Consider the following 15170-nt stretch of genomic DNA (forward strand, 5'->3'; position numbering starts at 1 on the left):
GAGAGTTCCTACGCCATGTCCGACACCGTTGCCGATTACAGCTACACCCGCTCTGAATGCCTCATGTCCATCGAGAACCTCGGCGTTCACTACGACAGGCCAATTCTTCGTGGCATCAATCTCAAGATCTACGATATCGTTCGCCCGAACCTGACCCAAGGTCAGGTGGTGACGATCCTGGGCCCGTCTGGCATTGGAAAAACTCAGCTGTTGCGCTGCATTGCGGGGCTACAGTCACCAGCGACCGGTACCGTCAGCATCCAAGCCGAACACGGCGACAAGCACGTGCACGCCGGCGACGTGGGTATGGTCGGCCAGCACTATCCCCTGTTCAACCACCGGACTGTGGTGGACAACCTGTTGATCGCCGCCAAGCGGGCGAACAAGACGCGAGAGGCCGTCGACCATTACCTGGGTGATTTCAAGCTGGCCGATCAGGCCTCCAAATATCCAATGCAACTTTCCGGTGGGCAGCGCCAACGCGTCGCCATTATTCAGCAGTTGCTAAACCGCTCGCGCTTCCTAGTCATGGACGAACCGTTCTCGGGCCTGGATCCGCAAGCGAAGCAGATGGTCTGCGATACGCTGCTGACTGTGTCGCAAAAACACGAATGGAGCACAACCATTGTAATTTCGCACGACATCGATGCGGCCATATACATCTCAGACACCATTTGCGTACTTGGACGAACCCGTGATGGCCAAGGTCAGCCCCTTCCTGGCGCCACCATCGTGGACTGCTATGATCTGATGGAGATGGGCCTGGCTTGGCGGCCCGACAAGCAAAAGCTTCCTCAGTTTGCGACGCTGCGCGAGAACATCATAGATCGGTTCAAGACACTGCTTTAACTCAGGCCTGAATCGCGCGCCGGGAGCTCGGGTGAACAGCCCGGCGCAGGGGCGGGGCGAACGTTGGACGCTTCTCGATGTTGGGGCGCCTACCGCCCCTTTCAATGCATTTCTAACGCGGCTCGCGTGGCATCAGCACCGGTTCGTTACCAAATCCGAGTGATTCAGGCGGTTACGTACGGCCTACCGGGATGTCTGCGGGTGTGTGCCCGAAACTGTGGACAACCGCACACATTCATTTGATCCCCTGGCCGCCGCGCATCACCTGCACGGCGGTCGCCGATTCGAACCGCGCGTGCACCATATCCCCGGATTTCAACCCGGCGAGCGGCACATCCGGCGCGGCTTGCAGCGTCACCGTCTTGTTCGGCCCGCGCAGCGTGATGCGCCGGTTCTTCGCATCGACGCGCTCGATCGTCCCGATCACCTCGACGACGCGCGCCTCCGCCGCCACGCCCCCCGACGCGGGAATCAACGCGTCCGTGTCGATGCGCTCGCGGATGCCGTTCGACTTCACCTTCGTCGCGCTCACGAGCACCGCGCTGCGATATTCGATGTTCACGATATCGCCGAGCTGAAGTTTCTTCACATCGCCGACTTCGGGATTCACCGCCACTTCGACGACGCGCCCGCCCGGACCCTGCAGCGACACGCTGTTCGTCGTCGGATCGATGCCGACTACGCGCGCCTGCACCTGCGCGATGGCCGCCGCGCCGCGCGTCGTCGGGGCGGACGCGGCATCGTCGGCGGATGCGCTTCCGATCGCGCCGAGAGCGAGCGCCACGCAGGCGGCGAGAATCCTGACCGAACGATGCGAAGCTTGAGATGACGAGCGGAACATGCCGTGCCTCCTTATGTTCGTGTTGCTTCAGTCAACTTGCGGAACGCGCTCAGCGGCGCGACTTCGACAGCAAATGTCCGAGCCCGAGGTTCGTCGCGATCTGCCAGATATAGACGCGCGAGTAACGCACGCCGTAGCGCCGCTCGATCAGTTCGCGCAGACGCGCATTGGTCCACGTATCGCTCTCGAAACCGTGCGCGCGCGCGGGCCCACGCAGCGCGGCGGCGATCCAGTCGAGCGCCTCGCGATCCAGCACCGACGCGCGCCCGCCCACGCCCATCTTGCCGAGCGCGTCGAGGCCGCCTTCGTCGACGATCGCCTTGTAACGCCGCACCGTTTGCAAGGAAAGATGCAGCGCCTCGGCCACCGCCTCGACCGACGCGCCACCGAGCAGCATGCGTCCGGCCGTCATGCGCCGCACGACGCTCGGCAGTGTGTCGGGACGGGAGAGCATGGCGCGCGCCGCTCGATCGTTAGGATTACTTCGGTTGACCGGGACGTCAGGCGCCACTGTGCGAACCCGAGCCGGTGCCTCGCGCGCGTTCCTGTGCCGGTCGATGCCGGCGAGCGGCGGGTGCAACGTTGCGGCGTCCGTATGCGTTCATGCGTGCCCCCTGGTCGAATGGAGACGGCGGGACTTGATCGGGCGTGCTTGACGTCAGGCCGATGCGTGGCTCGAATAGGAGCCGACTTACAGAGAAGTATCAATAAACGTTTTCAGGCTCGATGGGCAACCATCGGCGAAAATTTTTTGGGCTTGATAAATCCCTGTGAATTGCCTATGAACGCTGCCTATGAGCAGCGAAAACGCGACCGGCGAGCGCGCTGGGCGCAATGTACCGGGTCTGCGTTTCAAAGGACGCGCGCGAACCGCCGCCAGCGAGGCGCGGCCTGCCTCGGCAATGTGCCGACGACGCTCAAACGCGATAAAACTCGATGTCCTGTCCGGCGTGCACCGCACGCTTGAGCCACTCGGGCATATCGCCGATGCCGTCCCACGTATCGCCGCTCGCGTTTCGGAATATCGGCGCCCCGGCATCCGACGAATGCGGTATCAGGGGCAATTGCGGCATCGGCCGCTTTGCCTTGGGTGCGCCATGAGTCCCGTTGGTCTTGGTGAAGGAGGGCGGCGGCGGATTCTCCGCCGGCGCTTCGGCCAATGCTTCGGCCAACGCTCTTTCCGAAATGCCGAACTCAGCCATTCGGCTGCGCAAATACGCAATGATGCTGTCTCGCTTTCTTTCGTCCACGGCTTTCCTGATTCAGCTTTTTGATTTTCAGAGGACGAACCGAAACCCCGCGCGGACCGGGGCGGTTCGATGACTTGAATATATGTGTTTTATGAAGCGTGACGCAGTGCATGGCACGCGTCAATTAGTGTATTACCGCACGCCTATTAATTCGCGCGATGACTTTGCCTTTAATGTGTGCATTGCCACCAATGCGAACGTTCGCCCGCCCGAGCATCGCCGTGACGGACGCGCGAACGGGAAGCGCGCGGAACGTCACGTGGGGAGCCACGAACCGATGGCGAAGCCGCTCCGCCAATTCCGCATGGCGGCCGAAACCTCGCTAACTCTATTGTATGCTGCCGATGGCAACTATTAAAACGTTTTAACGACTGTGTTGTTCCCCAGGTAATTCGGCACCGTGCGCGCGAATGGCGGCAATCAGCTCCGCGGGCGTAATCTCATAACGCACTTCGCGGTGAATGCCGGGTTTGCGCTCGTCGATTTCAATCAGCAGTACGGCTTTGCCGTCCGCTGCCGGTTCGAGGCGCAGCGAACGCACTTCCTGTCCGCTGGCATCGTCGTATTCCGTCAGGAGCGTCATGGCGCCAGTGGCGGCGCTTCTCGGCATCGACATTCTTCCTCCCGTCTTGCGACGTCGTTGTTGTTGTGTCGCCGCGCCGAACACCGGCATGCACGAATACCGGGCGCGCCATGCGGAGTTTCAACTTGGCAAGTGAAGCGGACGCGAAGGATGGCGCGGCCCGCGCCGTCCTCCGGTATCTCATTATTGCCTGTCAAAAGCGCGCGCGTAAAGCGGGAGACCCGTCGAAGCCTTGCGACCCCTAATTTTCTCTGCTCAGGCCGATGTTTCAGGCGCTCGCGCCGATCGCGTCGCGCGCCTGGCTCGTGAGCTCGAACGAGCGCAGACGCGCCTTGTGATCGAAGATCTGCGCGGTGACGATCAGCTCGTCGGCCTGCGTCTGATCGATGACCGAGCGCAGCCCGGCTTCGACATCGGCGGGCGCGCCGACGACCGAACACGCGAGCGAATGCTCGACGCCCGCGCGCTCGGCGTCGCTCCACGCGATCGACTCGACCGGCGGCGGCAATTGTCCGGGCGTGCCGCGCCGCAGATTGATGAACTGCTGCTGCAGCGACGTGAAGTGAAAGCGTGCTTCATCGGCGGTATCGGCGGCGAACACGTTCACGCCGACCATCGCGTAGGGCTTTTGCAGCGTCGCGGAAGGGCGGAATTGCTTGCGATAGACCTCGAGCGCGGTCAGCAGATAATCCGGCGCGAAATGCGACGCGAACGCGAACGGCAGCCCGAGCGCGGCCGCGAGTTGCGCCGAGAACAGCGACGAGCCGAGCAGCCAGATCGGCACGTTCAGGCCGGCGCCGGGCACCGCGCGCACGCGCTGGCCTTCGACCGGATCGGCGAAGTAGCGCTGCAATTCGACGACGTCATCGGGAAACGATTCGGCGCTGCCGTGCAGGTCGCGGCGCAGCGCTCGCGCCGTGGTCTGGTCGGTGCCGGGTGCGCGTCCGAGTCCGAGATCGATGCGTCCCGGAAACAGCGAAGCCAGCGTGCCGAACTGCTCGGCGATCACGAGCGGCGCGTGATTCGGCAGCATGATGCCGCCCGAGCCGACGCGAATCGTCTTCGTGCCCGCCGCGATATGGCCGATCACGACGGCGGTCGCCGCGCTGGCGATGCCCGTCATGTTGTGGTGCTCGGCGAGCCAGTAGCGCAGATAACCCCAGCGCTCGGCGTGCTGGGCGAGATCGAGCGAATGGGCGAAGGCGTCGGCCGGCGTCGAGCCGAGCGGAACCGGGGAAAGGTCGAGTAGCGAGAAGGGGATCATTGCGGCTTTCCGAAAGCGTGACGGATCGCGATGCATCCGGCATCGCGCTGGTTTCACGCGCTGAAAAGACCGATTGTGCCGAAAGTCCGCGGAATCTGCCGGAATGCACCGTGGGGCGAAGTGTCAGGCGAGGCGAGGATAGCCGCGCTCGATGGCCTCGCGCTCGTAGTCGAGAATGGCCGCGTAGTCCGTCTGTGTGCGTCTGACGATGCCTTTGAGCCTCAGCCGTGCGGCGAGCGCGGGGTCGTCCGCGAGTGCACCGGCGAGGGCGTCGAGGATTGCGTCGATGGAATCCGGCGGCACGCGCAGCGACGCGATGAACGGCAGCGCGCTCGCGCCGGCGGTCACGTCGAGCACGCGCACGCCCGCCGTCAATTCGGGCAGATGCGCCTGCGCGAACGCGAACGTGACGCAGTCGATCGCGGCGATGTCAGCGCGCGCTTCGGCGATTGCGGCGAGCGACGCGAGATGCGCGCCGGTTTTCGTCACCGACGCGAAAAAGCGCCCGTCGTGCGCGTAAGGAGCGACGGCGTGTCGGAAAAGGTTCATGCCGCTGTTGGAATCGTCGTCGTTGTAGGCTGCGCGCAGGTTTCGGCAGTCTTCGACCGATTGCGCGCCGACACGCGCCCCGACGACGATCACGCTGCGATAAGCGCCGGTTTCGCAGCCGGGCGCGTTGAAATCGGGCGCGCCTACGACTTGCACGCGATTCGCGAGCGCATGCACGAGCGGATAGCCGCAGGTTTGCGACAACAACACGTCCTCGCGCAGCCAGAACGCGGTGAGATCCGCACCGGGATCGACGATCTCGAGCGTATCGCCGCGTGCGCGTAGCCAGTCCGCGAGCTGCTCGCGGACACGTTCGAGCAGCGTGCGCCAATCCGCGGCGAGCGCGGGCGCGACGTTGTACATCGGCAGGGCGGCGATCCAGTGCATGACGCGAATCGTACCGTGGGAGGCGTCAGCTCGCGAGACGCGCGGGTTCGCGGCGCGCGTCGCGGCGTCGATCGGCAGATGCGTCCGGCGCGGCGAACGGATGCACCGGTTCAGCAGCCTGCGCGAACGCGTGACGGCTCGCCCATTCGCCGTATCCGCGCACGACGAAACCGCCGTTGCTCGCGCGATAGGCATCGCGCCGCCGCGCATAGATCCGCCCGAGCGCGAACCACGGCACGCCCGGCAGATCGTGATGCACGGCGTGAAAGTTATTGTTGAGAAAGAGCAGTCGCCACGGCCACGCAGCCTCGTTGACGACCGTGCGTTCGCTATGGCTCTCCGCCGCGCGATGCTCCTGAAACGAGCGAATCGACGCCAGCGCGAGCGACGCATAGCCGACACCGAACACGAAGGCGCGCCACGGAATGCCGCATCGCGTGTCGAGCCAGCTCGCGAGCAGCACGAGCGACGCGAGATGCACGATCCAGCTCGCGCCGATTTTCCAGCGCCGCTCGACGACGGCCTGCGCCGCCTCGCGCCACGATGCCGCGATCGAGAACCACGGCCCGATGAGCATCCGGCCCGCGAAGGTATTGCGCGCGGCGAGCGCGGCGCGCAGGACGGGACCCGCGCTCCCCCACTGTTCGGGCGTCACGTAATAGCTCTCGGGATCGCGTCCCGGCTCGGTCAGATGCGCGTCGTCGTGATGCCGCAGATGCGACTCGCGATACACCTCATACGGAAACCATACCGCGAGCGGGGCGATGCCGATAAGCATGTTGACGAGCGGCCAGCGCGTCGGATGACCGTGCATCAGCTCGTGCTGCAGGGACATATACCAGCACGACAGCACCGCGAGCAGCGCGACGGCCGGAACCAGCCCGATCGCGCGCGCGTTGAGCGCGACGCCGAACCATCCGCCGTAGATCGCGACGGCGACCGCCCACGTCGGCCATTCGCTGCGCCAGCGCCAGGTTTCGCGCTGGCGTTGGAGTTCCTGGCATTGGGCGTCGTCGAGATAGCGGGGCATGGCGGACGTCGAAAATGGCGAAGGGCCATGGTAGCGGCGCGTCGCACGCCTCCCAACCAAGGAATCCGGCTAAGGATTTCGCATTCGACGCAATATGCATCCGATTTTTGACCATGCATCGGCGCACGTTATGCTTTGTCCCTTCATCCTCGCAAGCGCGCGCATATGTCCGAACCGATCGAGCCCGCTTCCGCGCCGCATCAGGCGCATCGCAACCTGCCGCGCAAATCCGCGCGGCTCATCGGCGGGCTGATCGCGTTCAACGTGCTCGCATGGCTCTGGGCGTTGGTCGCGTTCCGTCACTATCCGCTGCTGCTCGGCACGTCGTTGCTCGCGTATTCGCTCGGGCTGCGCCATGCGGTCGATGCCGACCATATCGCCGCCATCGACAACGTCACGCGCAAGCTGATGCACGAAGGCAAGCGGCCGCACTTCGCCGGCTTCTTCTTTTCGCTCGGACATTCGACGATCGTCATCGCCGCCACCGCGCTCATCGCCGCGACGGCGATGGCCGTGCACGGCCGGTTCGCCGAGTACCGCGAGATCGGCGGAATCATCGGCACGTCGGTGTCGTCGCTCTTTTTGTTCGCGATCGCGGCGATGAACCTGTTCGTGCTGCGCGGCGTATGGCGCGCGTTCCGTCGCGTGCGGCGCGGCGAAACCTGCCGCGACGACGACATCGACATGCTCACGGTCGGCGGCGGTCCGCTCGCGCGCATCGCCCGTCCGCTTTTCAGGCTGATCGGCAAGAGCTGGCACATGTATCCGCTCGGCTTTCTGTTCGGCCTCGGCTTCGACACGGCGACCGAAATCGGGCTGATGGGCATCGCGGCGGCCGAAGCGGCGCGCGGCATGCCGGTGTGGTCGATTCTCGTGTTCCCGATGCTGTTCACGGCGGGCATGTCGCTCATCGACACTGCCGACAGCCTGCTGATGACCGGCGCCTACGGCTGGGCCTTCATGAAGCCGATCCGCAAGCTCTACTACAACCTCACCGTGACGCTCGTCTCGGTGCTGATTGCCGTGCTGATCGGCGGCATCGAGGCGCTCGGGCTGATCGCGGACCGGCTGCGGCTGAAGGGCGGACTGTGGGACGTGGCAGCGTCGCTCTCCGAGCACTTCGGGATGCTCGGCTACGGCATCGTCGCGCTGTTCGCGGCGTGCTGGATCGTCTCCGCGCTCATCTACAAGTGGCGCGGTTACGAATCGCTCGACGGCGGGGTCGCCAGATAATCAACGGGCATTCTTCCTGCTTCGTGGATGCGCCAGCCGCTCATCCACATTTCGCATCGAGCGGCGTTCAGGGAGAAAGAACATGAACGACCCGCAAGCGGGGGCCGACTCGCCGCATCTCGACAGCGCCGAGCAGGAGCAAGCCGCCGAGCATTCCGCACCGCATCCGCTCGTCATCCACGAGATCGTGCGCGAGGAAGGCGAAGTCGCGATGGAGCGCACCTTCGCCGCGCTGATGTGGTCGGCGCTCGCCGCCGGCCTGTCGATGGGATTCTCCTTTCTCGTCCAGTCGATTCTCGAAAGCGCGCTGCCGGAGGCCCGCTGGACGGGACTCGTATCGAGCTTCGGCTACACGATCGGCTTCGTCTTCGTGATCCTCGGACGTCAGCAGCTCTTCACCGAAAGCACGCTGACGGCGGTGCTGCCGGTCCTTACGCGGCGCGATTTGTCGACGTTGTTCAAGGCGCTGCGCCTTTGGGCGATCGTGCTTTTCTTCAACCTGGTCGGCACGACGATCTTCGCGGCGATCCTGCAGATTCGCGGCGTCTTTTCGCCGGAAGTGAGCGAGGCGCTCGCCAAGGTCGCGATGACGCCGCTTTCCGCCGATTTCGGCGTGACCGTCGTTCGCGGCGTGTTTTCCGGCTGGTTGATCGCGCTGATGGTATGGCTGCTGCCGAGCGCGCGCTCGGGGCGGCTCCTCACGATCCTGCTCGTGACCTACACCGTCGCTGTGAGCAAGCTCACGCACGTCATCGCCGGATCGGTCGAAGTGGCCTACGCGGTGATGATCGGCGCGGCGGACATCTCCGACTACTTCTTCGTGTTCCTCGTGCCGACGTTCATCGGCAATGTGATTGGCGGCGTGTCGCTCGTCGCGATCGTCAATCACGCGGCGATCGCGCCGGAGATCACGAGCGCGCCGCAGCGGCATCGCGACTAAGCGCGCATCATTTGTTGTTGCCCGCGCCCGTGCCGTAAAGGCCGTTGTTGAAGCCGGTGCTGCCCTCGGCCTTGTGCTTCTTGTCGGCGGTCGCGGCGCGGCCCTGCGCGGCATCCTTCGATTGCGGTTTCTGCGATTCGACCAGCGGCGAGCCCGATGGATTCGCGCGCGAGCTCGAATCCGACTGACGGCTTTCCTGTCGCTCCGAGCCGCCGCCGTTCGTGATCTGCGCGACGCCGACCGTGCTGAACGTCGCGATGAGACTGGCGACGATCGCGTTCGCGAGCATCGGCGAGGGCCGGCGCGATGCGCCCGCGCGGTCGTGAAAGAAAGTGGACATGGCGATTCCCGGCATGATCGAAAGACTAGCTTTCGAGCATGAACGGTGCCTGACGCGGCAAAGCGGCGCGTTGAAACGCGCGTGCCGTGAATCGTCGGAAGTTCAAAGGACCGTTGCACGCCCGCTTCGTCGCGAGACGCGGGCGCGAACGAGGGATTCGCGCCGCAGCGCGAGCGGCGAAAGCGGTTCTTAGGCCGCTTTCGCCCAAAGCCTGTTGGTCGATCTTTTACGGCTGCCGGAGCCGTCGCGCGGACCGCTGTCGACTGTGTCGAGCGCGACGCGCAACGCTTCGATGCGTTGCTTCTGCGCCGGCACGAGCGCGTAACCCTTGACCACGGCGGCGAGCCGCTCCCGCCAGTATTCGACGTTGAGCGTGCCGGAAGACTGCTTGTGCATCGTGCGAAGTTGCGCGAGTGCGCGCTCGATGTGCTGAAGCTCGACGTCAGCCAACGCCGAGGGCAAGAGACTGCCCTTGGTCTCGTTTTTCTTCTTCATTATTTGGTCTTCCTCTCGGCCATACGACGGCTTGTCCCGACATCGGACACGCGCGCCGTTGAGGCACCCCGTTCACCCGCGCATATTTTTGTGGCTAAGCGGGTGGCCCTTGCTCTTTTCTTCGGATGACCGATCGTTGCCTGTCTCGGCGATTTCGATCGTTAACAAAAATGTACGCAACGCGGACCTGATGGCTCCGTCTGTCATCGCACATTGGTGTGAGAGCAACGCGGGGATTTCGATGTTGCGTCGCGCAAGGGCGACGCAGGCCGATCATTCGTCGTTCGCGGACGGCGTTTTTGCCGTGCGTTTGCCGCTGCGGCCGATCTGTTCTTCCATCGCGAGATCGAGCTTGCTGGCCTTGCGCGGCTTGGCCGGATCGCGGGCGTTGACGAACGCGACGAAGTCGTCCATCGGCATCGGCTCGGAGATTTTCTTCGTGCCTTCGGGCGCGCGCTCGGCGAGATAGAAGTAGCCGCCCGGCATCGAGATGGCCGCGTAATTCGCGTTGCCGCTGCGCGTCTTGAGCCGTTCGACGGCGCTGATGGCTTTGGTCGAGCGCATGGTCCTGTCTGCTTATTTCTGAGGTTCGTCGTGAGCGGTGGCGTCCGCCGGCGCGCATTTCTTGCCCGCGCCTTCGATCCACATGTTCGACGGATGACGCTGCCCCGGATAGTACCGGTACGTGGTCTCGCCGTTGTCGTAGCGGACCTTGATGACGTTGGAATCGCCGAATTCGAGCATCACGCCTTGCGGGATGGACGTCTGCTTGTATTGGGCGTCGTGCTTTTTCGCTTCGGCGGCGATGCATTGCACGATGCCGTTCACCTTGTTTTCCGTCGACGATTTCTCGACTTCGGGTTGTCCTGCATCTTCGTTATGAAACTGGGCGCAGGCGGCGAAAAGCACAGGCAACGCGAGCGCCGCGGCGAGTTTTTTCATGGTCTTTCCCGTTTGATCTTCTGGTGCCGAACACGACATTAGAGCACAAGCCCTTGACAGTCCGGTCACGCTGCAGCAAGGCCCGCGCCCGCGTGCGCCGCGCTTCATGCGTCGGGCGGCACGCCGAGCAGCGGCAGCGTCGCGCCGACGATGCCCGAGAACACCGGCCCCGCGACCGTTCCGCCGTAATAGGTGCCCCCCGTGGGCTCGTCGATCATCACGGCGACGATCACGCGCGGATCGCTCATCGGCGCGATGCCGACGAACGACGCGCGGTACTTGTTCGCCGCATACGAGCGTCCGACCTGCTTGCGCGCCGTGCCCGTCTTGCCGCCGACGCGATAGCCTTCCACCGCCGCCGCGCGGCCCGTGCCGTGGTCGCCGGTCGCGTTTTCGAGCATGTTGCGCACGGCCTTCGCGGTCGCGGGCTTCGTCACCTGCACGGCGTCGCGGCGCGTTTCGCCGTGAATCAGCGTGGCGGGATAAAAGCGTCCGTCGCCGGCGTACGCCGTGTAGATCTGTGCGATCTGCACGAGCGACAGCGATAAACCGTAGCCATACGCCATCGTCGCCTGTTCGATCGGCTTCCAGCGCTCGGGCGCGCGCAGGCGGCCGGTCGCGGCGCCCGGAAACGTCAGCTCGGGCGCGCGGCCGATGCCGTATTCGCGGTACTTGTCCCAGATCGTCTGCGCGGGAATCTGCAGCGCGAGCTTCGTGAGCGCGACGTTGCTCGACATCTGCACCGCCTCGGACACGGTGATGACGCCGTGATTCGACGTGTCGTGAATCACGTTCGGGCCGAGCTTGAACGTGCCCGGCGATGTGTCGATGCGCGTTTCGGGCCGCACGCGGCCGAGATCGATCGATAGCGCGGCGACGAGCGGCTTGATCGTCGAGCCGGGCTCGAAGGTGTCCGTGAGCGCGCGGTTGCGCAACTGCTCGCCGGTGAGGCGCGAGCGATCGTTCGGATCGAAGCTCGGATAGTTGGCGAGCGCGAGCACTTCGCCGTTCTTCGCATCCAGCACGACGACGCTGCCCGCGCGCGCCTTGTGCTTCGCGATCGCCGCCTTGAGTTGCGAATGCGCGAGTTGCTGGATGCGCCGGTCGATCGTCAGCTGAATGGTTTCGCCGTTCTGCGGCATGGCCGGCTCGCCGATCTGCGAGACCACGCGCCCGAGCCGGTCGCGGATCACTTCGCGCTGGCCGGCCGCGCCCGTCAGACGCGCGTCGGCGGCCAGCTCGACGCCTTCCTGCCCGTGATCCTCGTTATTCGTGAAGCCGACGACGTGCGCCGCCGATTCGCCTTCGGGATAGAAGCGCTTGGTGTCCGGCACGAGCGTGATGCCCGCGCGCCCGATCGTCGCGATGCGCTCGGCGGTTTCCGCTTCCACCTGACGTTTGAGCAGGACGAACGCGCGAGTCCCGTCGATGCGGCGCTGCAGATCCGTCGGCGGCATGTCGAGCAGGCGCGCGATCTCGCCACCGTGATCGCCGTCGAAGAGCTTGGGCGTCGCCCAGACTTCGTAGGTCGCGAGGCTGACGGCGAGCATCGCGCCATTGCGATCGACGATGCGTCCGCGCGTCGCCGAGAGCGCCAGCGTGCGCTGATAGCGCTTCTGGCCTTCGCCGATATAGAACTTGTGGTCGATGACCTGGACCCACAGCGCGCGTCCGGCTAGCGTCAAAAACGCCGCCGTCACCCCGATGACGACGAGCCGCGAGCGCCAGGCCGGCAGCCGGTTTGCGAGCACCGCGCTGCGGTGATGCGTCTGGAAATCGCTGCCGCCGCGCGTCTTCTTCTTGAACATCGTGGTCTTCTGATTAAGCTTGGTTGGGCAGACGGGCGAGGGCGGCGTCGAGTTCGGCGCCATCCGGCAGACGAATGCCGAGTTCGCCTTCGAGCACGCGGCGCAGACTGGCCGTGCCGTCGAGTTCGCGATGATCGCTGCCTTCGCGTTCGTCGTGGATCGAGAAACGCCGGTTGAACAGGGCGAGGCGCTTGCCCGGCGCGAGACGCGCGGCGAGCAGGTTGTGCAGGAAGATCGACTGCGGATACATCGACACGAAATGATTGGCCATCTCGTAGTCGGCGTCATACTGCGGATCGAGGTCGAAGCGATAGACGTTCGTCCACGCGCCGTTCACGAGCGCCTGCAGGACGTAGCCGGGCGCTTCGCCGGCGCCTTCGAGGCGGAAAGCGCCGTGCGGTGTGATCTGTTCGAGGCCCGTCTGGAGCGCGAGCGGCGCGGAAAGCGTCATGCCGCCGAAGCCGACGTCGGCGAGGAACGCGCCTTCGTCGAGATCGACGAGCAGCAGCATATGCGTGCGCGCAGGCATGTCAGACAGCTCGCGGCCCCACAGGACGCGTCCTGCGAAGCTGCGCACGCGAAAACCGAGCGCCTGAAGTACGCTGCGAAACAGCAGGTTGTGCTCGTAGCAGTAGCCGCCGCGCCGTCCGGCGACGAGCTTGCGCTGGATCGATTCGAGATCGAGCCGGATCGGGCGGCCGATCAGCACGTCGAGATTTTCGAAGGGAATGGCCTGAGGATGCAGCAGATGCAGCGCGCGCAGTGTGTCGAGCGTCGGGGCGGGCCGCACGGATTCCGCGTACCCGATGCGCTCGAAGTAGGCGGCGAGGTCGATGGAAGTGTCGTGTGCGTTCATATGGAGTTCAGGCTTCGTCAAGCTTCGATGTCGCAATGTCCGCGAGTGCTGTCGTCAGGCGCGCATATTTTACGACACGAAAGGTTAAAAATTACAAAATGCATACGTTATTCGTCGCGCGAGCTTGCAACGCGTCGTTCGAATGAACTGTGCCGCATCGATGCAGGTCTTTCCAGGTTCAAGCGCAACTGACAAGGGGCGATACGCCATGCCGAAAGAATCGAACGAAGCGAATCAATCGAAGGAAAACAACCCGGCCAGCGCGACGTGCGCCGGCAAGCATCCCGCGCCGCCATGCACGCTCGTGATTTTCGGAGCGGGCGGCGATCTCACCAAGCGCTTGCTGATGCCGTCGCTCTACAACCTCTCCGCCGACAAGCTGCTCGACGACGGCATGGAGATCATCGGCGTGAATCACGGCGAGCGCGAGACGTCCGAATGGCGCGACGAGCTCACGCAATCGCTGCGCACGTTCGCCGCCGACAAGGCCGCGACGTTTCACACGTCGCAGTTGAACGAGGACGCGTGGAACTGGGTCGTCGGGCGGCTCGAATATTTCCCCGGTGAATTCGAAGAGGACGAAACCTTTGCCCGGCTCAAGGCGCGGCTCGCGCAGGCGAAGTCGGACAACGTCGTGTTCTATCTCGCGGTGGGCGCGCGGTTCTTTCAGCCGATCATCGAGCATCTCGGCGCGGCGGGCATGCTCGAAGAGAAGGACGGCAATTTCAGACGGCTTGTCATCGAGAAGCCGTTCGGCAGCGATCTGGCGTCGGCGCAGGAACTGAACCGCTGCATCCTCAAGTATGCGGACGAGTCGCAGGTGTACCGCATCGACCATTTTCTCGGCAAGGACACGGTGCAGAGCATTCTCGCCGTGCGCTTCGCCAACGCGATGTTCGAACCGATCTGGCGGCGCGAGTACATCGACAACGTGCAGATCACGGCGGCGGAGACGATCGGCGTGGAAGGGCGCGGCAAGTTCTACGAGCAGACGGGCGCGTTTCGCGACATGCTGCCGAACCATCTGTTCCAGTTGCTCGGCATGGTCGCGATGGAGCCGCCGAATTCCTTCGATGCCGAATCCGTGCGCGACAGAAAAGCCGAAGTCTTCGATGCGATCCGTCCGCTCACCGCCGACGACGTCGTGCTCGGCCAGTACGAAGCCGGACCCGCCGGGCCGGGCTACAAGGAAGAACCGGGCGTGGCCAAAGATAGCCGGACCGAAACCTACGCGGCGGCGCGCGTGTACGTGGAGAACTGGCGCTGGGCCGGCGTGCCGTTTTATCTGCGCACGGGCAAGCGGCTCACCGAGCGTCGCACGGAGATCGCGGTGCAACTGAAGGCGGTGCCGTTTTTGCTGTTTCGCGATACGCCCGTCGATGCGCTGACGCCGAATGTGTTCACGCTGCGCATCGATCCGGCGCACGGCACGAGCTTCGATTTCAACGTGAAAGTGCCGGGACCGGTAATGCAGATCGGCAAGGTGCGTTCGAGGTTCGACTATGCCGACTTCTTCGCGGAGCGCGCGAACGTCGGCTATGAGACGCTGCTCTACGACTGCATGCTCGGCGACGCGACGCTCTTTCAGCGCGCGGACAGCATCGAGACGGCTTGGGCGGCGGTGGATCGCGTGCTGCATCCGGACAGTCCGCTGCCCGTGCGCGGTTACGCGGCGGGCAGCGCGGGGCCGGCCGAAGCGGACGAGCTGCTTGCCGACGACGGCCGCGCGTGGCGACCGCTGACCGACGCGCACAAGAAGAACTGAACTCATCTCATCGCAACGCAAACTCAAAAGGACAACGA

17 protein-coding genes are annotated in these 15170 nt (G+C 64.4%); 4 read left to right on the top strand and 13 right to left on the bottom strand.

Annotated elements, in window-relative coordinates:
• Window positions 1–15 precede the first annotated feature (15 nt).
• Window positions 16–849 carry an ABC transporter ATP-binding protein gene (locus NCS03_RS16680; RefSeq protein ID WP_250529418.1) on the top strand — a complete coding sequence of 278 codons (834 nt, stop codon included), beginning with the start codon at window positions 16–18 and terminating at the stop codon, window positions 847–849.
• 235 nt (window positions 850–1084) lie between these two features.
• Here NCS03_RS16680 and NCS03_RS16685 read toward each other — a convergent pair whose 3' ends face one another.
• The 7 genes from NCS03_RS16685 to NCS03_RS16715 all read right to left on the bottom strand — a co-directional run bounded on the left by NCS03_RS16685 (window position 1085) and on the right by NCS03_RS16715 (window position 6753).
• Entirely contained in the window at window positions 1085–1690 is a 606-nt protein-coding gene (locus NCS03_RS16685; RefSeq protein WP_008353527.1) for a copper-binding protein, read from the bottom strand.
• Window positions 1691–1739: 49 nt separating this feature from the next.
• Complete coding sequence (locus NCS03_RS16690; RefSeq protein WP_008353526.1) at window positions 1740–2144, bottom strand: helix-turn-helix domain-containing protein; 405 nt, start codon at window positions 2142–2144, stop codon at window positions 1740–1742.
• A 463-nt stretch (window positions 2145–2607) separates the two neighbouring features.
• Entirely contained in the window at window positions 2608–2940 is a 333-nt protein-coding gene (locus NCS03_RS16695; RefSeq protein ID WP_008353524.1) for an H-NS family nucleoid-associated regulatory protein, read from the bottom strand.
• 364 nt (window positions 2941–3304) lie between these two features.
• A complete protein-coding gene (locus NCS03_RS16700) occupies window positions 3305–3550 on the bottom strand; it encodes a hypothetical protein (protein WP_008353523.1) in 246 nt (81 codons plus the stop codon).
• Window positions 3551–3791: 241 nt separating this feature from the next.
• Window positions 3792–4787, bottom strand: coding sequence for an LLM class flavin-dependent oxidoreductase (locus NCS03_RS16705; protein WP_008353522.1), 996 nt, complete (start codon window positions 4785–4787; stop codon window positions 3792–3794).
• A 123-nt stretch (window positions 4788–4910) separates the two neighbouring features.
• Window positions 4911–5723: a phosphate/phosphite/phosphonate ABC transporter substrate-binding protein gene (locus NCS03_RS16710; protein WP_250529419.1), complete on the bottom strand. Its 813-nt coding sequence runs from the start codon at window positions 5721–5723 to the stop codon at window positions 4911–4913.
• A gap of 25 nt (window positions 5724–5748) precedes the next feature.
• The gene (locus tag NCS03_RS16715; RefSeq protein WP_250529420.1) at window positions 5749–6753 is read right to left on the bottom strand and encodes a fatty acid desaturase; all 1005 of its coding nucleotides are present in this window, start codon (window positions 6751–6753) and stop codon (window positions 5749–5751) included.
• 165 nt (window positions 6754–6918) lie between these two features.
• Between NCS03_RS16715 and NCS03_RS16720 the strand changes: the two genes are divergently transcribed.
• Entirely contained in the window at window positions 6919–7986 is a 1068-nt protein-coding gene (locus tag NCS03_RS16720) for a HoxN/HupN/NixA family nickel/cobalt transporter (protein ID WP_008353519.1), read from the top strand.
• An 82-nt stretch (window positions 7987–8068) separates the two neighbouring features.
• The gene (locus NCS03_RS16725) at window positions 8069–8926 is read left to right on the top strand and encodes a formate/nitrite transporter family protein (RefSeq protein ID WP_250529421.1); all 858 of its coding nucleotides are present in this window, start codon (window positions 8069–8071) and stop codon (window positions 8924–8926) included.
• A 7-nt stretch (window positions 8927–8933) separates the two neighbouring features.
• Here NCS03_RS16725 and NCS03_RS16730 read toward each other — a convergent pair whose 3' ends face one another.
• The 6 genes from NCS03_RS16730 to NCS03_RS16755 all read right to left on the bottom strand — a co-directional run bounded on the left by NCS03_RS16730 (window position 8934) and on the right by NCS03_RS16755 (window position 13367).
• Window positions 8934–9266: a hypothetical protein gene (locus NCS03_RS16730; protein WP_008353516.1), complete on the bottom strand. Its 333-nt coding sequence runs from the start codon at window positions 9264–9266 to the stop codon at window positions 8934–8936.
• Between the two features lie 189 nt (window positions 9267–9455).
• The gene (locus NCS03_RS16735; protein ID WP_008353512.1) at window positions 9456–9761 is read right to left on the bottom strand and encodes a hypothetical protein; all 306 of its coding nucleotides are present in this window, start codon (window positions 9759–9761) and stop codon (window positions 9456–9458) included.
• Window positions 9762–10034: 273 nt separating this feature from the next.
• Window positions 10035–10325 (bottom strand): hypothetical protein, encoded by a 291-nt coding sequence (locus tag NCS03_RS16740; protein ID WP_034471787.1) that lies wholly within the window; start codon window positions 10323–10325, stop codon window positions 10035–10037.
• 12 nt (window positions 10326–10337) lie between these two features.
• Entirely contained in the window at window positions 10338–10703 is a 366-nt protein-coding gene (locus tag NCS03_RS16745; protein ID WP_008353509.1) for a hypothetical protein, read from the bottom strand.
• Window positions 10704–10807: 104 nt separating this feature from the next.
• The gene (locus NCS03_RS16750; protein ID WP_250529422.1) at window positions 10808–12511 is read right to left on the bottom strand and encodes a peptidoglycan D,D-transpeptidase FtsI family protein; all 1704 of its coding nucleotides are present in this window, start codon (window positions 12509–12511) and stop codon (window positions 10808–10810) included.
• A 13-nt stretch (window positions 12512–12524) separates the two neighbouring features.
• Window positions 12525–13367 (bottom strand): arylamine N-acetyltransferase family protein, encoded by an 843-nt coding sequence (locus tag NCS03_RS16755; protein ID WP_250529423.1) that lies wholly within the window; start codon window positions 13365–13367, stop codon window positions 12525–12527.
• Window positions 13368–13575: 208 nt separating this feature from the next.
• Between NCS03_RS16755 and zwf the strand changes: the two genes are divergently transcribed.
• On the top strand, window positions 13576–15132 hold the full coding sequence (gene zwf, locus NCS03_RS16760; protein ID WP_250502926.1) for a glucose-6-phosphate dehydrogenase: 1557 nt from the start codon (window positions 13576–13578) through the stop codon (window positions 15130–15132).
• The last annotated feature ends 38 nt before the right edge of the window (window positions 15133–15170 follow it).

Origin of the sequence: Caballeronia sp. ATUFL_F1_KS4A (genome assembly GCF_023630905.1) — a bacterium.
GTDB classification, from domain to species: Bacteria; Pseudomonadota; Gammaproteobacteria; order Burkholderiales; family Burkholderiaceae; genus Caballeronia; species Caballeronia zhejiangensis.